Origin of the sequence: Mesorhizobium sp. M0954, from assembly GCF_040319155.1 — a bacterium.
In the GTDB taxonomy this organism is placed as follows: Bacteria; Pseudomonadota; Alphaproteobacteria; order Rhizobiales; family Rhizobiaceae; genus Mesorhizobium.
The window spans coordinates 22,068-44,114 of sequence record NZ_JAMYNR010000023.1 but is presented as its reverse complement, the minus strand read 5'-3'; the positions used below and the strand labels follow the sequence as shown (position 1 = coordinate 44,114).

Genomic DNA, 22,047 nt, shown 5'->3' with positions numbered 1-22,047 from the left:
CGATGAGAGGCGCCGTCTTGCCAAGGACGGGCGAGAGTGCTGCGTTCCGACAATCGCAATGAACATTTCCGGTTGATCACTTCGGCAGTCCGGATGCTGCTAACGGCATCCTGAAACGGCGGTGACCGCCACCCCCGAGCGCTCTCATTGTCGCGTTGCGACCGCGGGGTGTTTCCGCTATTGAGGCCGGACTTGGAACCAAGGTTGCCCTCATCCCATGAGCCTCGTTGACACGATCAAGAATGCGTTCGTTCCGATCCACCGCGAGGGTTATCCCTTTATCGCTGCGTTCGGCACGGCGACGCTCTTTCTTGGCTATTTCTCCTCGACCCTGTTCTGGATCGGTCTCATCCTGACGGCCTGGTGCGCCTATTTCTTCCGCGATCCCGAGCGCGTCACGCCGATCGACGACCGGCTGGTTGTCAGCCCGGCCGACGGCATCGTCTCGGCGGTTGGCCCGGCCGTGCCGCCGCGCGAGCTTGGCCTCGGCGGCGGCGAAATGACCCGCATCTCGGTATTCATGAACGTCTTTTCCTGCCACGTTAACCGCTCTCCGGTGCGCGGCCGCATTTCCAGGATCGAGCATCGGCCAGGAAAATTCCTCAACGCCGAGCTCGACAAGGCAAGCACCGAGAACGAGCGCAACGGGCTGGTCATCGAAAGCCCCAATGGAACGGTCGCCGCGGTGCAGATTGCCGGCCTGGTGGCGCGGCGCATCGTCTGCTGGGCCGAGCCCGGCGGCGCCATCGGCACCGGCCAGCGCTTCGGGCTGATCCGCTTTGGCTCGCGCGTCGATGTATTCCTGCCCTCTACCGCGACGCCGCGTGTCGCCGTCGGCCAGACCGCGGTTGGCGGTGAGACGGTGCTGGCGGAATTCGGCGGCGTTGCCGCAACGCCGCTCGTGCGGGTCTCCTGACCGGTGGCGCCGCCGTTCAAGAAATTCGAGGCGCATGGCGGCGGTGGCCCGCGCATTCGTGAAATCCCGATGCGCATGGTACTGCCCAATCTGGTCACGGTGCTTGCCATCTGCGCCGGCCTGTCCGGTATTCGCTTCGGCTTCGAGGGCCGCTTCGAGCCAGCGGTGGTGATGGTGCTGCTCGCCGCCTTCCTCGATGGTATCGACGGCCGTCTGGCGCGAATGCTGAAGGCGACTTCCAAATTCGGCGCCCAGATGGATTCGCTGGCCGATATCGTCAATTTCGGCGTGGCACCGGCGCTGGTGCTCTATGCCTTTCTGCTCGACAGGGCAGGTTCGCCGGGCTGGATCGCCGCGCTGCTGTTCACCATCGCCTGTGGGATGAGGCTTGCCCGTTTCAACGTGCTCGACGAAGAGCTCGACCGTCCGCAGTGGCAAACCGAATATTTCGTCGGCGTGCCGGCGCCGGCGGGTGCGGTGCTCGTAATGCTGCCGCTCTATCTGTTCTTCCTCAGGCTTGGGCTTGAACCCAGCCGCCTGGCAGCCTTCATTGCCACCGGCTTTACAATATTGGTGGCGTTCCTGCTGGTCAGCAGACTGCCCGTCTATTCCGGCAAGAGCGTCAGGATACCGGGCGACAGGGTGCTGCCGATCATCCTCGCAGTCGTCCTCTACGTCCTGCTTTTGATGACCTATCCCTGGTATACGCTGACGGCCTCGGTTGCCGGCTATCTGGTCTTCTTGCCGTTCAGCGTGCGGGCCTATTCGAGACGCGCCAAGCGCGAAGGCGAGAAGGTGCCGTCCTCGGATATTGGCTGACGGATTTGGTGCCAGTTCGCGTTGCGCCTGGCAGTGCATGATTCCAAAAAGGCTCGCAGAGCACGCGGCGCTGTGGAACGCACCTCAAAAACCCCGTTTTCGGAACTTGCTGGGCGGCTAGACCGTTTGTGTTGGTAGGTCCGCCTGAGCGGCTGCTCGTGATACGTCGTCAACGTAGCGCAAGCTGCCGCATCGGGCGCAGAACCATCGGAAAACGAGGAGAAATGGCTGTCATCCTCATCGGCGCGTTACTGACTGTCGCCGGCCTCGTGTATATGGCGATTGCGGCCATCATGCGCGGGCGGCTTAGTGAGCCGGCCGCTGTCTCCACCGCGCCGGACAGTCCGACGCCCAATCTCGCAACACCAGGTCCGACTCTGGAGCCGCGACGACGCGGGCTCCGTTTTCTCGGCCTGTCGCAGAACTGGCCGGGCCTGCTGATGATGGCCGTCGGCGTCATTCTGCTGTTGTCGGTGGTAGTCCTCTAATGCATTCGCGCAAAAGTGTGCAGCGGTTTTGCGATAACGACATGCATAAAAACAAGAATCTAAAGCGCGTCGCACAAGGCCGGTCGAACGCGACGCGCTTTAGAATTTCGACAGCAAGCCTCAGGCGGCTGCGCTCAGTCCCAGCCTCTCGAGCGCCAGCTTTCTAGTCGAGACATAGTCGGTCTTGCCGGAGCCCAGTACCGGGATCTCCTCGACCTTGACGATGTCGTTCGGCACCATCAGTTCGGCCGCCCCGGCTTTTTTGCCGAATTCGCGCAATTCGTCGGGATCGGCATTGTCGGCCGTGGTGACCAGAACGAGGCGCTCGCCGCGCCGCTTGTCCGGCACTGCCACCACGGCGTGATGCTCTTCCGGCCACAGCGACTGCACCAGCATCTCGACCGCGCCAAGCGATACCATCTCGCCGGCTATCTTGGCGAAGCGCTTGGCGCGGCCGCGAATGGTGATGAAGCCTTCGCGATCGACCGAAACGATATCGCCGGTATCGTGCCAGCCTTCGAGCGGCTGCAACTCGCCCGGCCGGTCGCCGGTCATGTAGCCCATCATCAGGTTCGGCCCGTCGAGCCACAGCCGGCCGGCGTCGCTGATGCCTTCGACCGGTTCGAGTTTCATGCGCATGGCCGGCAGCAGCCGCCCGACCGTTCCGTCGCGGCCGTGGATGGCGGTGTTGACGGCAACCACTGGTGCGGCCTCGGTCAAGCCAAAACCTTCGATGATCTCGGCCTGGAAGCGCTCGCGGTAAACCCGGCGCGTCTCCGGCTTCACCGCCTCGGCACCGGCCACGACGAAGCGCAGGCTGGAAAAATCGCCGTCCTTGGCGGTGCGGGCATAGTTGGCGAGGAACGTGTCGGTGCCGAACATCACCGTCGGCCGGACCTTGCGCGCCACCTCCGGAATAAGTTTGTAGTGCAGCGGTGACGGGTAGAGGAACAGCTTTACTCCGGTGACCAGCGGCAGGATGGTGCCGCCGGTCAGCCCGAACGAGTGGAACACCGGCAGCACGTTGAGCAGGATATCGGCCGGCGAGATGGTGACGCGGGCTTCCGCCTGCATCGCATTGGCAAGAAGGTTCCGGTGCGACAGCACCACGGCCTTGGGCGTGCCTTCCGAGCCGGAGGTGAACAGGATCACCGCCGGCTTGGCCGCATCCTGGCGCTGCAACGGCCACCGCCACAGCAAGGCGGCTGCGGCCTTGTCCAGCACGGTCACGCTTGCGCGGACATCCTCCAGCCACAGCAGTTTCGCCCCGCCCTTTTCCACCGCCTCGACGATGTCGGCGAGGTTGGCCTTTTCGACAAAGGCGCGTGAGGAGACCACGGTTCGGATCATCGCCGTGCGGATAGCGGCGGTGACGCTGGCCGGGCCGGCGGTATAGTTGATCATTGCTGCCACCCGCGCAGCCGACAAAAGTCCGACGAACGACAGCACGACGCCATTGGCGTTGGGCAGGAGCAGCCCAACCGCTTCGCCCGGCGCCGTTATTGCCTCGAGCCGTCGGCCCAAAACCCTGGCGCCGATGAACACTTTCCGGTAGCTCAGGGCACCGCCAATGACGTCCTCGATTATTGGGTGCGAAGCGCCAACACGGTCGGCCGCATCGCGCATGGCGAGGAACAGCCCTCGGTCGAGATCACTGCCGAAAAGCCTGGCCTCGGCGAAGCGATCAAACAGCGCATTGGTGTTGGAGGCCTGATCTGGGTTCCGCGCCACCAGCTCGGCGATGGTCATCGGCTCCAGCGCGCTGATCGACAGCTGCGGAAACCAATGGCGCGGCGCCTTGTCCGCCGGCGTCAGCGAGGCCGGCAGGCTGCGTGCGCCGGCAACGAAGATCGGCACGATACGGGCGTCGGCCTGCATGGCGATACGGGTGATGGCGCGAAACAACCGAAACGACTTGACGTCTGGCTCGACCGCATCCGGCAGGTAAACGGCGAGCCGGCCCTTGCCCTTCAGCACCCGGACCAATCTGCGGCTGACGAAGACATGCTCGGCGTTGAAGGCGATGGTGCGGCCGAGCTCGCGCCACGGCTCCAGCCACGGCGACCTGGCCGAAGCCTGGTCGAGGATGTGCAGCGTGTCCTCCGGCAGCAGCGACAGCATCAGCGCCGGCTCGATGCGTGACTGATGCCAGATGACATAGATGACCGGGGCCACCGACCTGCGCGCAATCTTGATGCGCTCGTCGCTGATCCGGTAGGCGAGCTTGAACGGCACGTAGAGCAGCGCCTGGCTCAAACGCAGGCCGAGGCGGAACTTCTCCACCACGCCGATCAGCAGCCAGGCCGCGACAAGACCCGCAAGCAGCGCCAGTGTCAGGATCATCGCCGCATCTCCCAACGATCTCACGTCGCGGCTCTTCACCGGCCGCTTCGGGTGAGAACCTAGCCGAAGTTGGATCAACGTCAATGCGGCTCCATTTTTCCTTCTCTCCTATGTTTGATTCGCCTATGTTTGATTCGGCTCGGCTGCTTATCGCAGCTACGCCGCTTTCATCCTTCCGCTGATGAAGCGGAATTCCTGCGTCTTGCCGCCAAAGCCATAGGCGGCCGCAGGCACTTCATGCACGAGGGCGTAGCTTTCCTCATGCACCTTACCCAGCAGCCGGCCGAATGCCGCGAAAATTGCCTGCAGATACGCCTCCAGTTCGAGCTTGGTGTTGGTACCGTCGACAACCTTGATGTCGAGCCAGGCCGTGTTGGTGCCATGCTCGGCCAGCGACTTGCCGCCGGCGAACCAGTGCTCGGGGTCGTGATAGGAAATGGCAACAGCTGTGATCGTCGCGTCCTTGCGCAGATGCGTGGCTGTCAGTTCGGTCACTTCCCTGGCAATGGCGGCGGACAAAGCGGCATCGGGCTTGCCGGTAACGCTGACATTGATGATCGGCATGTTTCTTCTCCTCGGTTTCAAGCGGCGCCTCTTCGCCGTCGAGAAAATCATGCCATCGTCCTTTGATCAAAAAAATAGAATTGTTTTTGATAAACACTTTGATAGCATCGAATTATGCAGTTGTTCGATCCCGACCTCCTCAAGACTTTCCTCGCTTTCGTCGATGGCGGTTCCCTGGCGCGGGCCGCGTCGATCGTCGGTCGCTCGCCGTCCGCAGTGACCGCGCAGATGCAGCGGCTGGAGGATGTTGTCGGCGAACCGCTGCTGGTGCCGCAGGGGCGAGGGCGCGGCCTGACGCCGGCAGGCGAGGATCTGATCGTTCACGCGCGTCGCATCCTTGCCGCGCACCGCGAGGCGTGGCTGGCCCTCAAAGGCGCGCACGCCGACGGGCGCGTCGCCATCGGCACCACGCAGGATTTCGCCGACAGCGGCTTGCCGCAGCTTCTCAGGGCTTTTGCTGTCAGCCATCCGCGCGTCAGGATCGAACTGCGCGTCGGCCGTTCCGCCGAACTGGCGCAGGCTTTGCAGGCCGGCACCCTTGATCTGGCCATTGCCATGCGGCAGGTGCCGACACGGGACGAAGTCGGTGTGCTCAAGGAACCAATGATCTGGCTTTGCTCACAGAACGGGCTGGCCACCCGCCACGACGAACTGCCCCTGGCGCTGCTCGATCCCCATTGCGGGTTTCGCGAAGCGGCGACCAGTGCACTCGATGCGGCCGGCCGTCGCTACCGCATTGCTGCCGGCAGTGCCAGCCTTGCCGGCCTGCGTACGGCGGTGCACGCCGGCATCGCCTTGACGTTGAGGACGGCGCGCTTCGCTCATTCCGGCATCGTCGAGGCGCCGAGCGATCTTGATCTGCCGCCGGTGCCGGTCGCCGAATTCGCCGTCCGCTTGCGTGAGGATGCCGACCGGCCGGCGCAGGATCTGGCAGCGTTGTTCAGCGGCAACCTGGCCTTGGCCAATTGAGCCAGCAAAGAAAAAGCCGACCTTGCGGTCGGCTTCTGAGTAGGACGGGCCGAGGGGTTTGGGGGGACTTGGGGTGGCCCGTCGCAGCCATAATGCCTGAGCCCTATGATGGTTCCATGACTTTTCAAATTAATTTTCAGGACCGGATTTCTCGTGATCGGACCACCAACTCGCGCTCGGACGCGGCGAGGATTGGTCATGCATCCGCTGCGCGCTGCCTGGCCATCAGCCAGTCGCGGCCGGCGTGAGCGAACACCGCGCAAAGCACGATGGCGCCACCGACCATGCTGGCTGCCGGCGGGATCTCCGCCAGGAACAGGAAGGCAAACAGGATCGCGAATGGCACTTCAGCTGAACCCAGCAATCCGGACTCGGCCGCCGGAATAAGCCGGGTGCCCTCCGTCCACAGGATCGAAGCCAGCGCGAACGAGGCGCCGAAGGTGGCTAGAAGCACAGCGTCCCTGGCCGAGACAGCCAGCGGATCGGCGACGAACCAGCCGAGCACGAACAAAAGGAATGCCGACACCGCACCCGCCCACACCACCGGCGTGTCGCGGAAGGCGCGCACCATGATCATGTAGAGCGCGCTGCCGATCGTCATCAGCAGCGCCAGCCCGTCGCCGAACAAATGGCCGGTGCCGAAGCCGGACCAGACCATGATTGCCACACCGCATAATGACACAGCGGCGGCGGCAAGCGTCTGCAGCCGGAACGGCTCGCGGACCAACAGGAGGGCCAGCAGCGCGGTGACGAAGGGGGCGGTGGCATAGATGATCGCGACATTGGCGACAAAGGTGAACTTGAACGCCGAGATGAAGGCGATGCTGGCGAGCGCGCCCTCGATCGCCAGCAGCCAGCCGCGCCAGCCGAGCCGCAGGCTGTCGCGACCGCCGGAGCGCTGGTGGCGCCATAGCACATAGAGGCTGATCAGGATCGAGCCGACGAAGCCGCGCCAGCAGGTAATGGTCAGCGGGTCGGCATGGATCGATTTGGTCAGCACGCCGGTGAGGCCGAAGACGGCCGCCGATGCCGAGACCAGGATGATGCCGAGGGTACGTTCGCGGGCGCTTTCCACTGTGCATGGCATGTCCAGCGATCCCGTCATCTCACCAGCCTACGCTGCCCCTTCCTGACACCATAGTGTCAGCTTGAGGCGTCCTGCATCGAAAACAGCAGGTAGGCAGCCCCGCTGAACAGGATTCCGGCAAGAACCCGTTCGCGGGTTTTCACGATGGCGATATCGGCCATATGTCCGGCGGCCTTACGAATGTGTTGCGAGAGACGGTGTGATGGCGTTGGATGCTCCCCGTATCGTCAGGCTATACCGGCGAAACCCTGCCAAGCGCTACGCCAGCGCGGACTTGCGTTTGGGGCAGGCGGCATAGCCGTAAAGCAGCGAAGCCAGGGCAATTATGGGAGACGACAAAATGGATGCGATCGCATTGAAGGCCGTGCAGGCGCCGCTGAAGGTGGCCTATCGCGACGACGCCTCGCGCGCGCTGATTACTCTCCGCGCCAAAGGCTCGATCGACGACCAATCGATCGCCTGCAAGGTCGAGACAGGCAGGGCGATCGCCATTGCCGGGCTGCATCCGGCGACCGGCGGCACCGGGCTCGAACTCTGCTCCGGCGACATGCTGCTGGAGGCACTGGTGGCTTGCGCCGGCGTCACGCTGAAGGCGGTAGCGACGGCGCTGGAATTCAAGCTTGGGGCCGCCACGGTGGAAGCCGAAGGCGACCTGGACTTTCGCGGCACGCTTGGCGTGGCAAAGGATGCGCCGGTTGGCTTCCGCGCCATCCGGCTGACATTTGGCCTCGACACCGACGAGCCGCAGGAGCGCATCGATGCGCTGCTCAAGCTGACCGAGCGCTACTGCGTCGTGTTGCAGACCATCAGCCAGAAGCCGGAGCTGACGGTAAGCGCGCGACGCTGACGATCTCCCCCTCAAGTGGGGAGATCACGCTGTCCTACTGCGCCGACGGCTCCTCGGCGTCGCCCTCGTCGGCGAAGGGCGAGGCGCTCGGCACGCACTGCACCGACCAGCCGGCCGGCGTCGGTTGCTTCTGGTATTCGGTTATGGCGAAGGCGCACTGTTCGCGGGTGTCGAATGTGCTGGGCAGCACGACCATGCCGCCTTGCGGGCCAGCGATCACCAGATACCAGACTAACGCTACGCTCGGTGCCGCCATGAGTATTTCCTCGCTCTGCTTGTTTTGGGAGTCGCACGATCCTAGCAACTCCGGCCCAGCGGCGAAAGCTGGGCCAAAGCGCGGCGTTAAGCCACGGTATCACAGCCACGTGATGTCGGGTCGTTTTGGTTCAGTTCACCGCAAAACAATAGAACAGGCCGTCGCCGCCGGTGCCCTTCAGCGCTTCCTGGCTGCAGCCACCGCGTGACGCATGCGAGGAATTCCACGATTTGGCGGCTGCCGAGCCATCGAGGCCGGTACGATCGTGATGACCCATCATGGCCACACCTTCTGCTCCGCTCAGCGTCCAGTCGCCGCAGGTCTGGTCGGCAATTTTCGTGCCATCCGGCTTGGAGCCGGTCAACACGTCGTGCCGGTTGGGCGTGTCGCCGCGGCCGTTGACCATTTGGCCCTTTTCGTCGAGTGCCGTCTGTTTGGTGATGGCGTTGGCATCGCTATGCAGGGAAGCGACATCATCGGCGATCTTGACGCCCTCGGCGTTGAACCACGGGCCTTTGCCGATACGGTCGCGTGCATCGGTATCGGTGGTCGAGAGATAGGCGCGCCATGTCTTGCCGGTAACGCCCGCGGCTTCGGCCAGTGAACTACAATGGGCGTCGGCGCCGGCGAGACCGCCGAGATCGGCGCCTTTGCCAGAGCCGACGCTGGTGACGAAAAAGCTCATCGTTGCCTCCTGCGACGACGCGGCGCCGATCACTGCAAGCAGCGCGGTGGCAGTCAAGAGAAGCAGTCTCCGCATTTGGTCCTCCGTTTCTCGAATTGTGGCACCCGAACAACGTTGGTGCCGGCGCAATTCTTCCGGCAAAATGCGATGTGTGGCTACTTCGGCTGCCGGTAGGCGACAAAGCGATTGTGCTTGGCCTGGAAGATCAGCCCGGTCTCCTTGAGCGTAGGGCTGGCCAGCGGCACGATTCGCTTGGCGATCTCCGAAGGGTGCGGCAGTGTTTCAGGATCCTCGCCGGGTACGGCCTGCGCCCGCATCGCGGTGCGCGTTGCCCCGGGATCGGCGGCATTGACCCTGAGCGGCAGGGTTTCGGTCTCATGCGCCCATGAACGCGTCATGGCCTCGACCGCCGCCTTCGACGCCGCATAAGGCGCCCAGAAGGCGCGTGCGGAGTGGGCAAGGCTGGAGCTCAGCACGATAGCACGGCCGGCATCGGAAAGCCTGAGCAGCGGGTCGACCGAGCGGATCAGCCGCCATGTTGCGGTGACGTTGATGGTCATCACCTTCTCGAAGGTCTTGGCCTCGACATGGCCGATCGGGGCGATGACGCCGAGCACGGCGGCGTTGGCGACCAGTATGTCGAGCTTGCCCCAGCGCTCGTGGATGGCGCCGCCCAGCCGGTCGATCCCCGCCATGTCGGCAAGATCGAGCGGTACCAGCGTCGCCTGTCCGCCACCTGCCTTGATCTGGTCGTCGAGTTCTTCCAACCCGCCGACGGTGCGGGCAACCGCAATCACATGCGCACCGGCGGCGGCAAGCTCCCTGGCGATGAAATAGCCGATGCCGCGCGAGGCGCCGGTGACGACCGCAACGCGGCCGGAGAGGTCAAGGCTCATACGATGGATTCCGACAGGCAAGGTGAAACCGCCGTGAGGGGCTAAGGGGAGGGAGACAAACGGACCGGCAAGGCCTACGACCCGCCTGCCGCCAAGAGCGACAGCGTGCGCACATTGTCGGAGCCTTCGAAGTCGGCAAGCCGGGTCGGATACTGGCCGGTGAAGCAGGCGTCGCAGAATTGCGGCTGCTCGTTGTCGCGGCCGGCCTCGCCGACGGCGCGGTAGAGCCCGTCGATCGACAGGAAGCCGAGCGAATCGACGCGGATGAACTCGGCCATCTCCTCCACCGACATGCGCGACGCCAGCAGCTTCGACTTTTCCGGTGTGTCGACGCCGTAAAAGCAGGAGGCGCGCGTCGGCGGCGAAGCGATGCGCATATGCACTTCCTTGGCGCCGGCATCGCGCACCATCTGGACGATCTTCTGGCTGGTGGTGCCGCGCACGATCGAATCATCCACCAGCACCACGCGCTTGCCTTCGATCATGCGGCGGTTGGCGTTGTGCTTGAGCTTGACACCCATGTGGCGGATCGAATCGCCGGGCTGGATGAAGGTGCGGCCAACATAGTGATTGCGGATGATGCCGAGCTCGAACGGAATGCCCGCGGCCTGCGAAAAGCCGATCGCCGCCGGCGTGCCCGAATCCGGCACCGGCACGACGATGTCGGCCTCGACCGGACTTTCCTGCGCCAGCTCGGCGCCGATGCGCTTGCGCACTTCATAGACGTTGCGGCCTTCGACCGACGAATCCGGCCGCGCGAAATAGACATATTCGAAGATGCAGAAGCGGGTCTTCTGCGGCTCGAACGGGAACAGGCTTTCGATGCCCTTGCTGGTGACGACGACCATTTCGCCGGGCTTCAGGTCGCGTACGAAACGCGCACCGATAATATCGAGCGCGCAGGTCTCGGAGGCGAGAATCCAGGCGCCGTCGAGATCGCCGAGCACCAGCGGGCGGATGCCGAGCGGGTCGCGGCACCCGATCATCTTCTTGGACGTCATCGCCACCAGCGAGAAGGCGCCTTCGACTTGGCGCACCGCATCGATGAAGCGCGAATTCAGGTCGCGCTCCTTGCTGGTGGCAACCAGGTGCAGGAGCGTTTCGGTGTCGGAGGTGGAAGAGAAGATGGCGCCTTGCTTCTGCAGGGCGCGCTGAACGGTCATGGCGTTGGTGAGATTGCCGTTATGGGCGACGGCAAAGCCGCCATCGGCAAGTTCGGCGAAGAAAGGCTGGATATTGCGCAGACCGGCGCCGCCGGTGGTGGCATAGCGTGTGTGGCCGATAGCACGGTTGCCTTGCAGGCTGTCGATGACACGCTGCTTAGTAAAGGTGTCGCCGATCAGGCCGACATGGCGTTCGACATGGAATTGGGTGCCGTCATAGGAAACGATGCCGGCCGCTTCCTGGCCTCGATGCTGCAACGCATGCAGACCGAGCGTTACGATGGCTGCGGCGTCCTGCCGGCCGAAAATGCCGAACACGCCGCATTCGTCGTGGAAATGGTCATCGGCTTCGGCGGAAAGCACGTCGTCTGCGTCTGCCACTGAGGCTGCCATTGGGGCTCAAGCTCCGCTAAAGCCGCCATATAAGGTCATAGCGCATCGAAAGCAACGCACGTCGTGCGGCGTTCACATGATCGACAGTCTTGAGCCTCGCAAGTCTGTCGAAATCAGTTTGCCGGCGCCGGGTTTGCAGGTGCCGGCGTCGCGGGCGCATTGTCGGCCGGCGGCGCATCGCTGTCGTCGGGTGCCGGAGCAGTGGCGTCGTCGCCGGCGGCAGGGGCTTCCGCTGCAGGCGCATCGGGGGCCAGAGGCGTCTCGGTGGCCGGCTGATTCGGATTGAGCTTGTTGAGGATGGCGTTTTCCGGATCCTCGGGCAGCAGGCTTTCGAGCTTGGCGCCGATCGATTCGAGCAATGGCTTTGACTTGGCGTTGGCAATCCAGCCTGGAGCCTTGGCGCCGGCCAGCCAATTGAAGAAAAGCAGCGCGACAGCGACGACCAGGATGCCGCGCGCCGCGCCATAGAGGAAGCCAAGTGTACGATCGAGCGCGCCGATCCTGGAATCGATGATCCAGTCGGCGAGCTTCATGGTGATGACCGAAACGACGATCAGCGCGACAATGAAGACGATACCGGCGGCCGCCGCCATGGCGGCCTTTTCGTTGTCGACATAGGGCTGAATGTAAGGCAGCACCGGCTTGTAGAAGAAGAAGGCGGCGGCCGCGGCGGCTGCCCAGGAGATGATCGACAGGATCTCGCGCGAAAAGCCGCGAACCATAGCGAGCATCGCCGAGACCAGGGTGAAGCCGACGAGAATTCCGTCAAGCAGCGTAATCGGCATGTTTTTCGCCCCACTCCGATCTCTTTTTCACGGCCCGACGAGCCGCATCACTCTTGCTCGTCGGCGCGGCTGCGCCGAGAGCCGGCTATTCGCGCCACGAGATCGGCAAGCTCGGTGGGCTGGAAAGCGCTGGCTCCGATCCCCCCGACCGCATTACCACCAACAAGTTCCTCGCTGCCCAAGGGCAGAACCGCGCGTCCGAAACCCAGCTTTTCGGCTTCCTTGAGGCGCTGCTGCGCATGCGCAACCGGCCTCACCGCACCCGAAAGGCTGATTTCGCCGAAATAGACGCAATCGGCGGGAAGGGCAAGACCGGTGAGCGAGGAAACCAGTGCCGCCGCCACTGCCAGGTCGGCCGCCGGCTCCGAAATGCGGTAGCCGCCGGCAACGTTGAGATAGACGTCGTGCGTGCCGAAGCGGACGCCGCAATGGGCTTCCAGAACCGCCAGGATCATCGACAGCCGGGCACCGTCCCAGCCGACGACGGCGCGGCGCGGTGTGCCCAGCGTCGATGGCGCCACCAGCGCCTGGATCTCGACCAGCACCGGCCGTGTGCCTTCCATGCCGGCGAAAACCGCGGCACCCGGCGACTTCGCATGGCGCTCACCGAGGAAAAGCTCGGACGGGTTGGCGACTTCCCGCAAGCCCTTGTCCGACATTTCGAAGACACCGATCTCATCGGTCGGCCCGAAGCGATTCTTGACCGTGCGCAGGATGCGGTAGTGGTGGCCGCCTTCGCCCTCGAAATAGAGCACCGCGTCGACCATGTGCTCGACGACGCGCGGTCCGGCGATCTGGCCCTCCTTGGTGACGTGGCCGACCAGAACGATCGCCGCCCCTGTGGATTTTGCGTAGCGGATCATCGCCTGGGCGGCGGCACGCACCTGGGTCACCGTGCCGGGCGCCGAATCGGCCATATCGGTCCACAGCGTCTGGATCGAATCGAGAATGACCAGATCCGGCCGCTTACCATCGGCGATGGTGGCGAGGATGTCCTCGACATTGGTTTCGGCGGCGAGCTCGACCGGGGTGTCGGCGACGCCGAGCCGCTGGGCGCGCAGCCTGATCTGCGCGACCGCCTCTTCGCCCGAGACATAGACGATGCGGTGGCCCTTTGCCGCCAGCGCGGCCGCGGCCTGGGTGAGCAGCGTCGACTTGCCGATGCCGGGATCGCCGCCGACCAGCAGCGCCGAGCCGCGCACGAAGCCGCCGCCGGTGGCGCGGTCGAGCTCGCCGATGCCGGAGACGATGCGCGGCGCGTCCTCGATATCGCCGGAGAGGCTGGTCAGCACCACCGCGCGGCCCTTGCGGGCGTTGCGCATGTTGGCCGGGCCCGAGCCGATGCCGCCTGCCGTGCCTTCTTCGACCAGCGTGTTCCACTCGCCGCAGGCATCGCATTTGCCGGCCCAGCGCTGATGCACGGAGCCGCAATTCTGGCAGATGAACTGGACGCGGGATTTGGCCATCAGGCGCGGCCTGCGACAATTGAAAGACAGGTCGGCGGGACAGCGCCCCCCTCTGTCCTGCCGGACATCTGCCCCCCAAGGGGGGAGATTGGCAGCTCCGATATTGCCGTACATCTAGCAGCATTGACGATTGCCGAAAGCCGAAACGACATCCGATCTCCCCCCTTGAGGGGGAGATGTCCGGCAGGACAGAGGGGGGTGCGAAGGAATGAGACCTGTATCAAGAGGTCACTCGAACCGATCCGGCAAATGATGCTCTTCCGCAAGGTCCGAGAAGCGGGTGAACTCGCCCTGGAAGGCGAGGCTGACCGATCCCGTTGGGCCGTGGCGCTGTTTGGCGACGATGACCTCGGCCTTGCCGCGCATCTCGTTCATCTCGTGTTCCCATTTGATGTATTCGTCGGTGCCCGGCTTCGGCTCGCGGTTCTTCAGATAATATTCCTCGCGGTAGACGAACAGCACCACGTCGGCGTCCTGCTCGATGGAGCCCGATTCGCGCAGATCCGAAAGCTGCGGGCGCTTGTCGTCGCGGCTCTCGACCTGGCGCGACAGCTGCGACAGCGCGATGATCGGCACCGCCAGCTCCTTGGCTAGTGCCTTGAGGCCGGTGGTGATCTCGGTGATTTCCTGGACGCGGTTTTGCGAGGATTTCGCGCTCGATCCCTGCATCAGCTGGATATAGTCGATAACGATGACGTCGAGGCCGCGCTGGCGCTTCAGGCGACGCGCGCGGGCCGACAGCTGAGCGATGGAAATGCCGCCGGTCTGGTCGATGAACAGCGGGATTTTCTGCATTGTCTGCGAGCAGGCGACCAGCTTTTCGAAATCCATCTCGCTGATCTCGCCGCGCCGGATTTTCGACGACGGGATTTCCGTCTGTTCGGAAATAATGCGGGTGGCCAGCTGTTCGGATGACATTTCGAGCGAAAAGAAGCCGACGACGCCGCCATTGGCCGCCTTGAACGAGCCGTCCGCCTGTTGCGCCGGGACATAGGCCTCGGCGATGTTGAAAGCGATATTGGTGGCGAGCGAGGTCTTGCCCATGCCGGGGCGGCCGGCAATGATGATCAGGTCGGACGACTGCAGGCCGCCCATGCGGCGGTCGAGATCGCGCAAGCCGGTAGCAACGCCCGACAAATGCCCGTCGCGCATATAAGCCGCATTGGCCATGTCGACGGCGGTCTTGACGGCATCGGTGAAGCTCTCGAAGCCGCCATCGTAGCGGCCGGTTTCGGCCAATTCGAACAGGCGCCGCTCGGCATCCTCGATCTGGTCGGAGGGCGACATGTCGACCGGCGCGTCATAGGCGATGTTGACCATGTCCTCGCCGACAGTGATTAGCGCGCGCCGCGTCGCCAGATCGTAGATGGCGCGGCCATAGTCGGTGGCGTTGACGACGGTGACGGCCTCGACCGCCAACCGCACGACATATTGCGCCACCGTCATGTCGCCGACCTTCTCGTCGGCCGGCAGGAAGGTCTTCAGCGTGATCGGCGTCGCGATCTTGCCCATGCGGATGAGCTCGGCCGCGACCTCGAAGATCTTTCTATGCAGCGGCTCGTAGAAATGGCCGGGCTTCAGGAAGTCGGAGACGCGGTAGAAGGCATCGTTGTTGACCAGTATGGCGCCGAGCAGCGCCTGCTCGGCCTCGATATTGTTCGGCGCCTCGCGATAGAGCGGTGTTTCCGCCACGCCGAATTTTCGTGCTGCCTCTGCCATGATGTCCCCGGTCCTGATCCCCGTCTCTCGATATCAGAACGAGACAAGTCGGTGATGACTTATCTGCATCAGTCCCCAACCAACCAACTTTGATGCCCGCGATTCACAGCCAGGATCTTTCGGTGGAAAGAATCTCGATTGACTCGAATCAAGATGGCGAGCCTAGCCGTTCTCGGGCGAGAACAAAACAGGAAAATAGCTGCCGGTCATTCCGGCAAGGCATCACCCCAATCCAGTCGCCGCGCGGCCTTGAACGTCTCGCCGTCGCGCTTGGTGAACAGTCGCTCGGCAGCACCCCCATCCTGTTCGCAAAGCTTCAGCAAGACCTTGCCGGACCCCGACTTCGGCGGTGCGATCACTCGCGCTCGAGGCGGAGCGGCCGGATGGCGGGAGGCCGCGACAAAGATGAATTTCTCGTCCTCCCACGGCACCTCGGCATCCTTGGCCAGACGGTGTAGGCGCGAGCGGGCGACGCGGCGGGCGAAATGGCACCAGTCGGGGGCAACGAGCGGGCAGGGCGCCTCATGCGGGCAGGGCGCAAGCACGTGCGCGCCCGCCTCGATCAACTGCCGCCGCACGGCAAGAATACGCTGCCAGCCGGCCGGCGTGCCCGGCTCGACCACCAGCAGCGTGTCTGCGGTCAGCTGCCAGAGCCGGTCGACGAGTTTTGCCAGCGATGCCGGCGCGATCTCATCCAGCACATAGGCTGAAGTCACCAGCTCGGCCGGCTCCAGATCGACCAGGTCGATGGTGATGTCGCCGGTCCGCCAGGCGGTCCTGGCCGTGATCGCATCCGCGGCAAGTGCTTCGCCGACCCTTCGTACCGCGGCGCCGGCCTCGAGTAGCACCGCCTGTTCGAGATCCGGCCAGAGATTGATTGTGGCCCAAAGCACCGTGCCAGGGCCGGCGCCGACATCGAGCAAGGTCTTCGGAGCATAGTCGGGCCGAGACTCGCCCACCGCATCGAGGCTGGCGCGAACGGCCGCATAGGTCGCCGGTAGCCGCGTTGCCAGATAGGCCTTCACCGCCATGTCTTCGGCCATGTGCAGGCGACCGTCGCGCAACTCTGCGCGGTAGCGGTCCGACAGCGTCTTTGCCGCGTGCTTAAGCATCGGCAAAGGCACCTGTTCGAGAAGGCGGTCGACGCCTTGTCTAAGCGGGACGGGCAGTTCCATCGCTTAGGCAGTCCGAGGTGCGAGCAGAATGACCGAGGCGCCAACGATGCAGATCGCGGCACCGGCAAGATCCCAGCGGTCGGGGTGCACGCCTTCCGCCAGCCACAGCCAGGCCAGCGAGGCGGCAATGTAGATGCCGCCATAGGCGGCGTAGGCCCGGCCCGCCGCGCTGGTGTCGACCAGCGCCAGCAGCCACGCGAATAGCACGAGCGAGACGAGACCGGGCGCCAACCACAGCGGCGACTTGTCCAGCCGCCACCACGCCCAGAACGAAAAGCAGCCGGCGATCTCGGCAAGTGCGGCGGCGACGTAGAGGAGGTAGGTCATGAAAAAAGGTCCCGCGTTTAACGGGACCCTTTTCAGCGTGCCGGCCGGCAATGGCAAGTGGCGATGGCGTGATGCCGGCAGTCTACTCCGGATCCGCCACCTTGCGGCGGCGAGTGGGCTTGGCAACCGGAGCCTTTTCGCGACGTCCAAGATCGCGCATCTCCAGCGCCTTCTCGCAACTGGCCATGTAGTCGCGCGTCATCGGCAGCGTGTCGTTCTTCTTGGCAATCTGGATCTGGAAGATCACCAGATCCTGCCAGCGGAAGGCAGCTTCCGAGGCGGCAAGATAGAACTCCCACATGCGGCAGAAGCGCTCGTCATAAATCGCCCTGGCCTTGTCGCGGTTGGCCGCGAAGCGCTCGCCCCAATGCTTCAGCGTCTCGGCATAATGCAGCCGCAGAACCTCGATGTCGGTGACGACGAGCCCCGATTTTTCGATGGCCGGCATCACTTCGGATAGCGACGGGATGTAGCCGCCCGGGAAGATGTACTTGCGGATGAAGGCGCTGGTTGCCCACGGCACGCCGGAGCGGCCGATCGTGTGCAGCAGCATGACGCCGTCCGGCTTCAGCAGCGTCGCCGACTTGTCGAAGAAGGTGCGGAAATGATTGACCCCGACATGCTCGAACATGCCGACGGAGACGATGCGGTCGAAACGTTCATTGAGTTCGCGATAGTCCTTGATGTCGAAATGCACCCGGTTTTGCAGGCCTTGCGCATGGGCGCGGTCGGTGGCGACGCCGTGCTGCTCGGTCGACAGCGTCACGCCCTGTACGTCGACGTCGAACGCCTTGGCTAGATAGAGCCCAAGCCCACCCCAGCCGGAGCCGATATCAAGAACCGTCTGGCCCGCCTTCAGCCTGAGCTTGGCGGCGATATGGCGCTTCTTGGCTGCTTGGGCCTCGTCGAGCGTCATGTCCGGCTGCTCGAAATAGGCGCAGGAATATTGCATGTCCTCATCGAGGAAGAGGCGGTAGAGGTCGCCCGACAGATCGTAATGGCGCTGCACGTTGCGGCGCGCCCGCGACGCCGTGTTGATCTGCTGCAGGCGCCGGAAGGCGTGGCGCAGACCTTCGATCGCCTTCGACCAGGTGGCATCGATACCGCCGCTGCCCATGTTCTGGAAGGCAATCCGCATCACCCCCAGCACGCCGCCCTCGAGAATGTCGAGTTCACCGTCCATGTAGGCTTCCGGCACCGCCAGCATCGGATCGAAGGTTATTGCGCGCTCGGCATGCCTTGTCTTGATGTGCATGTGCACCGGCTCGCCGCTGCCGTCACCGAAAGTCACCATCGAGCCTTGCGGCCCTGTCACCTTGAGATTGCCTGTGCGGACCAGGCGGTCGAGAACGCGTTTCAGCAGAATATTCATGACCAATTGTCCCCTCTCGGCCAGACATGCTGTCCTATTCTGCATCAAGATATAGGGGTTCGAAAAGTTCCATTTGGCATAAAAATGCCCGGGTACGAGGCCCGGGCATTGGTCCAGAATAGCGATTAGCCGGCGAATGCCGACGAATGACGATCAGCCGTTGTCTTCGCCGCCTTCGAACTCCGCATTCGGATCGAAGAAGTTTTCCGGCCGCGCATTATCGTTGATGTCCTCGCCGTAGATGGCTTCGGCGGTGGTCAGTGTTTCGCCCTTGGCCTGGCGCTCGGCTTCGTCGGCCGTGCGGGCAATGTTGAGCGTGATGGTAACCTCGACTTCCGGGTGCAGCGCGATCGCCACATTGGTGACGCCGATGGTCTTGATTGGCTGGTTGAGCAGGATCTGGTTGCGGTTGACCGAAAAACCTTCCGCCGTCACCAGCTCGGCGATGTCGCGCGTCGAGACCGAACCATAAAGCTGACCGGTTTCGCCGGCCGAGCGCACGGCGATGAAGCTCTTGCCGTCGAGCTTTTCTGCAATCTGCGCGGCTTCGGACTTGCGCTCCAGGTTGCGGGCTTCGAGCTGGGCCCGCTGCCCCTCGAACTTCTTCTTGTTAGCTTCGTTGGCGCGCAGCGCCTTGCCTTGCGGCAGCAGGAAATTGCGGGCGAACCCGTCCTTGACCTTGACGGTATCGCCCATCTGGCCGAGGCGGGAAACGCGTTCGAGAAGAATGACTTCCATGGTTTTGTTCCTTCGCTTGGGCGCTATCCTCAGGATCGGCGCCGAGTTGTCTGGAACAGGTCAGGAAGCTGGGGCGTCGCCGCCTGTGTCGCTGTCCTGCCTGTCGCGGCAGTTAGGATCTCTTGTCGAAATCCAACCCGGGATTTGGTGTTCGATCCGGCTACGCCCGTCGTGGCCGGTGAAAAGCGGGCGGCGAACCGCCCGCTGGCTAGACCATGATCCCGAAAAGTGGAAACCGGTTTTCGGATAAGATCATGGTCAACTAATCAGTGTTAGCGGACCACGTAGGGCAGCAGGCCGAGGAAGCGGGCGCGCTTGATCGCCTTGGCGAGCTCGCGCTGCTTCTTCTGGCTGACGGCGGTGATACGCGATGGAACGATCTTGCCGCGCTCGGAGATGTAGCGCTGCAGAAGCCGCACGTCCTTGTAGTCGATCTTCGGCGCATTGGCGCCGGAGAACGGGCAGGTCTTGCGGCGACGGTGGAAGGGGCGCCGGGTTGGGATCTGGTTGATGTCGACCATTATTCTGCGGCTCCTTCAAAGCCTTCGCGCGGACGGCGCGGGCCACGATCGGCACCGCCATCGCCGAAGCTGCGCGGCGGACGATCACCACGGTCACCGCGATCGCGGTCGCCGAATGAGCGCGGGCCACGATCGCCACGGTCGCGGTCGCCGAAGCCGCCGCGTTCCGAGCGCTCTTCGCGCTTCTGCATCATTGCCGACGGACCTTCCTCATGCGCATCGACCTTGATGGTCAGGAAACGCAGCACGTCCTCGGACAGGCCCATCTGGCGCTCCATCTCGTTGAGCGCGGCCGGCGGGCAGGTGATGTCCATGAGTGTATAATATGCCTTCCGGTTCTTGTTGACCCGATAGGTGAGGGACTTCAGTCCCCAGTTCTCGACCCGGCCGACGGACCCGCCATTCGCGGTGATGACGCCCTTGTACTGTTCGACAAGCGCATCGACCTGCTGCTGCGAGAGGTCCTGCCGGGCAAGAAACACATGTTCGTATAGAGCCATAGTGTTCGTGCCTTTCTTCGTTTCTCTCCCGGTTCCCGGCGGCAAAAGCCTCTGCAACTTCTCTGACCCGCAATCCTTGCGAAGGCGGGGAAGAAAGGAGCATGACGAGACGGTCGAGAGCGGAGACACGGGAGGCGGAAGCGCTTCTGGCTTCACGCGAAGGTTTCGAAAAACCTCCGGCCCTCCGTTCAGCCCCCAGCAAGGACCGGCAGATTGCGGGCGTCTATACAGGAATTTGACCGCAAAGCAAGGCCAAACCACGGAGCAAACGGCCCTAACGTCCCAGAGCGCCACGGGCCTCGACGGCAAGGCTTACGGATCTCCTGAAACCGGACCTTAACCACCATGCGAAGTTCCAGCATCGGCGGGCGTGGCGGCAACCCGTCGTTCATCATGCGGATGCAAAAGCAAACAGTCTGCGCGAGTTCGGCACCAAGGCGGTTTGGGGACAAAAATGCTTTTCGACAAATTCTGCCGTTCGAAGAGCGGCAACTTTGCCCTGATGCTGGCGTTCGGGCTGCCTGCGGTTCTGACCGCCGTCGCCTTTGCCGTGGACGTGTCCACCTTGATGAGGGCCAAGGTCAGCTTGCAGAATGCGCTCGATGCCGCGAACCTTGCATCTTCGCATCTCGGCGACATCGAGGCTTCGCGCAAGGACGTCTTCGACCGCTACTTCCAGACCAATGTCGCCGGCCACAGCGAGTTGAGGAACGCCGAAGCGACGCTTACCGTGGAAAGGGGCCTCAATTACATCCAGACCAAGGCTGTCGCCACGGCGGACGTCAATTTGAACTTCGCCTTCCTGTTCGGCAACGACAAGCGCATCACCGTCGATGCCGGCGCCGTCGAATCGACCAATCAGCTCGAAGTCGTGCTGGTGCTCGACAATACCGGGTCGATGGCCAGCAACGATCGCATCGGCGCATTGCGGACGGCGGCGACGGCCCTGATCGATATGCTCGAAGCGGCGAAGTCGCCGACGCGCAGCGTACGTGTCGCGGTGGTGCCGTTCGTCACCGCGGTCAACGTCAAGGGCGAGGACTACGATCCGGCCTGGATCGACATGGCCGGCAAATCGCCGAACAACGGCGCCAATTTCCCCTCGGTCGGCGGCAAGCGCGTCAACCATATGGATCTGTTCAAGCAATTGGGCGTCGAGTGGAGAGGCTGCGTCGAAGCGCGGCCAGGAACCAACAATGTTTCCGACATTTCGCCCGACCAAAACAAACCGGACACCCTGTTCGTACCTTATTTCGCGCCGGACGATCCAGGTAACGCTAGAAATCCAAACAGCTCCTACGGCAATTCAGCGACCGGCTACAACAATTCCTATCTCGACGATACCGTCGTCACCCTGCTTCCCGGCCTCACCAGCGACATGGCGAAGTACAGTGTTTCGACGATGAAGCTGATCAACGACAAGAGAGGCCCACTGACTATCGGCCCAAACCGGGCCTGTCCGACGCCGATAGTGCCGCTGACCGATGATTTCGACAAATTGCGGAAGGCCGTCGGTGAGATGATCGAATGGAACGGCTCGGGGACCAATGTTTCGGAAGGCTTGTCATGGGGGATGCGGGTGCTCTCGCCGGAACCGCCTTACAGCGACGGCGCGCCGTTCAGGGCGTCAGGCACGACCAAAACGGTGCTGCTGCTCACCGACGGCGAGAATGTTGTCTATGGCGCGAAGGATACGCCGCAGAAGTCGGACTATGGCTCCTACGGATTCCTGGCCTCGGGTCGGTTTGGATCCAGCGACCAGACCGCGGCTGCGCGCAATGTCGACGATTGGACAACCAATGTATGCAACACATTGAAGAAGCAGGACGTGCAGATCTTCACAGTGCTGCTGCAGGCCGACACCGCAGCCAACCGCAAGCTCTACGAGGCCTGCGCATCGTCGCCGTCGGATTATTACCCGACCAACGACGTCAGTCAGCTCGAAAGCGTCTTCCTGAAAATCGGAAGCTCGATTTCGCAGCTGCACTTGACGAACTGAACGACGTCGGCCGCTCTCC

At 63.4% G+C, this 22,047-nt stretch carries 22 protein-coding genes; 6 read left to right on the top strand and 16 right to left on the bottom strand.

Annotation, left to right across the window (positions count from 1 at the left end):
* Positions 1 to 217 precede the first annotated feature (217 nt).
* The 3 genes from NKH93_RS25450 to NKH93_RS25440 all read left to right on the top strand — a co-directional run bounded on the left by NKH93_RS25450 (position 218) and on the right by NKH93_RS25440 (position 2,223).
* The gene (locus NKH93_RS25450) at positions 218 to 916 is read left to right on the top strand and encodes a phosphatidylserine decarboxylase (protein WP_352471078.1); all 699 of its coding nucleotides are present in this window, start codon (positions 218 to 220) and stop codon (positions 914 to 916) included.
* Between the two features lie 3 nt (positions 917 to 919).
* On the top strand, positions 920 to 1,735 hold the full coding sequence (locus NKH93_RS25445) for a CDP-alcohol phosphatidyltransferase family protein (protein ID WP_023677728.1): 816 nt from the start codon (positions 920 to 922) through the stop codon (positions 1,733 to 1,735).
* A gap of 224 nt (positions 1,736 to 1,959) precedes the next feature.
* Entirely contained in the window at positions 1,960 to 2,223 is a 264-nt protein-coding gene (locus tag NKH93_RS25440) for a hypothetical protein (RefSeq protein WP_352471079.1), read from the top strand.
* Positions 2,224 to 2,343: 120 nt separating this feature from the next.
* Here the strand turns inward: NKH93_RS25440 and NKH93_RS25435 are convergent, their stop codons facing one another.
* Together NKH93_RS25435 and NKH93_RS25430 are read right to left on the bottom strand one after the other, a co-directional pair.
* Entirely contained in the window at positions 2,344 to 4,566 is a 2,223-nt protein-coding gene (locus tag NKH93_RS25435) for an AMP-binding protein (protein WP_352972835.1), read from the bottom strand.
* Positions 4,567 to 4,722: 156 nt separating this feature from the next.
* Positions 4,723 to 5,130 carry a tautomerase family protein gene (locus NKH93_RS25430; RefSeq protein ID WP_352540794.1) on the bottom strand — a complete coding sequence of 136 codons (408 nt, stop codon included), beginning with the start codon at positions 5,128 to 5,130 and terminating at the stop codon, positions 4,723 to 4,725.
* Between the two features lie 114 nt (positions 5,131 to 5,244).
* Here NKH93_RS25430 and NKH93_RS25425 point away from each other — a divergent pair, with 114 nt between their 5' ends.
* On the top strand, positions 5,245 to 6,099 hold the full coding sequence (locus tag NKH93_RS25425; RefSeq protein ID WP_352501842.1) for a LysR substrate-binding domain-containing protein: 855 nt from the start codon (positions 5,245 to 5,247) through the stop codon (positions 6,097 to 6,099).
* Positions 6,100 to 6,295: 196 nt separating this feature from the next.
* Here NKH93_RS25425 and NKH93_RS25420 read toward each other — a convergent pair whose 3' ends face one another.
* Positions 6,296 to 7,204: a DMT family transporter gene (locus tag NKH93_RS25420; RefSeq protein ID WP_502896494.1), complete on the bottom strand. Its 909-nt coding sequence runs from the start codon at positions 7,202 to 7,204 to the stop codon at positions 6,296 to 6,298.
* A 322-nt stretch (positions 7,205 to 7,526) separates the two neighbouring features.
* Between NKH93_RS25420 and NKH93_RS25415 the strand changes: the two genes are divergently transcribed.
* Positions 7,527 to 8,033, top strand: coding sequence for an OsmC family protein (locus NKH93_RS25415; protein ID WP_352820899.1), 507 nt, complete (start codon positions 7,527 to 7,529; stop codon positions 8,031 to 8,033).
* A 34-nt stretch (positions 8,034 to 8,067) separates the two neighbouring features.
* On the opposite strand, the gene NKH93_RS25410 is transcribed toward NKH93_RS25415, so the two are convergent.
* The 13 genes from NKH93_RS25410 to rpsF all read right to left on the bottom strand — a co-directional run bounded on the left by NKH93_RS25410 (position 8,068) and on the right by rpsF (position 20,029).
* On the bottom strand, positions 8,068 to 8,289 hold the full coding sequence (locus NKH93_RS25410; RefSeq protein WP_254820234.1) for a hypothetical protein: 222 nt from the start codon (positions 8,287 to 8,289) through the stop codon (positions 8,068 to 8,070).
* Positions 8,290 to 8,419: 130 nt separating this feature from the next.
* Positions 8,420 to 9,049, bottom strand: coding sequence for a hypothetical protein (locus NKH93_RS25405; protein WP_352820897.1), 630 nt, complete (start codon positions 9,047 to 9,049; stop codon positions 8,420 to 8,422).
* 80 nt (positions 9,050 to 9,129) lie between these two features.
* The gene (locus tag NKH93_RS25400) at positions 9,130 to 9,870 is read right to left on the bottom strand and encodes an SDR family NAD(P)-dependent oxidoreductase (protein ID WP_352615846.1); all 741 of its coding nucleotides are present in this window, start codon (positions 9,868 to 9,870) and stop codon (positions 9,130 to 9,132) included.
* A 74-nt stretch (positions 9,871 to 9,944) separates the two neighbouring features.
* Complete coding sequence (gene purF, locus NKH93_RS25395; RefSeq protein ID WP_023677717.1) at positions 9,945 to 11,414, bottom strand: amidophosphoribosyltransferase; 1,470 nt, start codon at positions 11,412 to 11,414, stop codon at positions 9,945 to 9,947.
* A gap of 125 nt (positions 11,415 to 11,539) precedes the next feature.
* Positions 11,540 to 12,211: a CvpA family protein gene (locus tag NKH93_RS25390; protein WP_023677716.1), complete on the bottom strand. Its 672-nt coding sequence runs from the start codon at positions 12,209 to 12,211 to the stop codon at positions 11,540 to 11,542.
* A gap of 47 nt (positions 12,212 to 12,258) precedes the next feature.
* Complete coding sequence (gene radA, locus NKH93_RS25385) at positions 12,259 to 13,677, bottom strand: DNA repair protein RadA (RefSeq protein ID WP_352615843.1); 1,419 nt, start codon at positions 13,675 to 13,677, stop codon at positions 12,259 to 12,261.
* A gap of 228 nt (positions 13,678 to 13,905) precedes the next feature.
* Positions 13,906 to 15,396: a replicative DNA helicase gene (locus tag NKH93_RS25380; RefSeq protein ID WP_023677714.1), complete on the bottom strand. Its 1,491-nt coding sequence runs from the start codon at positions 15,394 to 15,396 to the stop codon at positions 13,906 to 13,908.
* Between the two features lie 206 nt (positions 15,397 to 15,602).
* The gene (locus NKH93_RS25375; protein WP_352835440.1) at positions 15,603 to 16,571 is read right to left on the bottom strand and encodes a small ribosomal subunit Rsm22 family protein; all 969 of its coding nucleotides are present in this window, start codon (positions 16,569 to 16,571) and stop codon (positions 15,603 to 15,605) included.
* 3 nt (positions 16,572 to 16,574) lie between these two features.
* Positions 16,575 to 16,898, bottom strand: a complete 324-nt coding sequence (locus NKH93_RS25370) for a YnfA family protein (protein WP_352467171.1) — start codon at positions 16,896 to 16,898, stop codon at positions 16,575 to 16,577.
* An 82-nt stretch (positions 16,899 to 16,980) separates the two neighbouring features.
* On the bottom strand, positions 16,981 to 18,270 hold the full coding sequence (locus NKH93_RS25365) for a cyclopropane fatty acid synthase (RefSeq protein ID WP_352471088.1): 1,290 nt from the start codon (positions 18,268 to 18,270) through the stop codon (positions 16,981 to 16,983).
* A 153-nt stretch (positions 18,271 to 18,423) separates the two neighbouring features.
* Entirely contained in the window at positions 18,424 to 19,008 is a 585-nt protein-coding gene (gene rplI, locus NKH93_RS25360; protein ID WP_254820243.1) for a 50S ribosomal protein L9, read from the bottom strand.
* Between the two features lie 272 nt (positions 19,009 to 19,280).
* On the bottom strand, positions 19,281 to 19,529 hold the full coding sequence (gene rpsR / locus NKH93_RS25355) for a 30S ribosomal protein S18 (RefSeq protein WP_006203718.1): 249 nt from the start codon (positions 19,527 to 19,529) through the stop codon (positions 19,281 to 19,283).
* Positions 19,529 to 20,029, bottom strand: a complete 501-nt coding sequence (rpsF, locus tag NKH93_RS25350) for a 30S ribosomal protein S6 (protein WP_292663863.1) — start codon at positions 20,027 to 20,029, stop codon at positions 19,529 to 19,531. Before rpsF ends, rpsR begins: the two co-directional genes overlap by 1 nt.
* Positions 20,030 to 20,483: 454 nt before the next feature.
* On the opposite strand from rpsF, the gene NKH93_RS25345 reads away from it, so the two are divergent.
* Positions 20,484 to 22,028: a pilus assembly protein TadG-related protein gene (locus NKH93_RS25345; RefSeq protein ID WP_352493156.1), complete on the top strand. Its 1,545-nt coding sequence runs from the start codon at positions 20,484 to 20,486 to the stop codon at positions 22,026 to 22,028.
* The last annotated feature ends 19 nt before the right edge of the window (positions 22,029 to 22,047 follow it).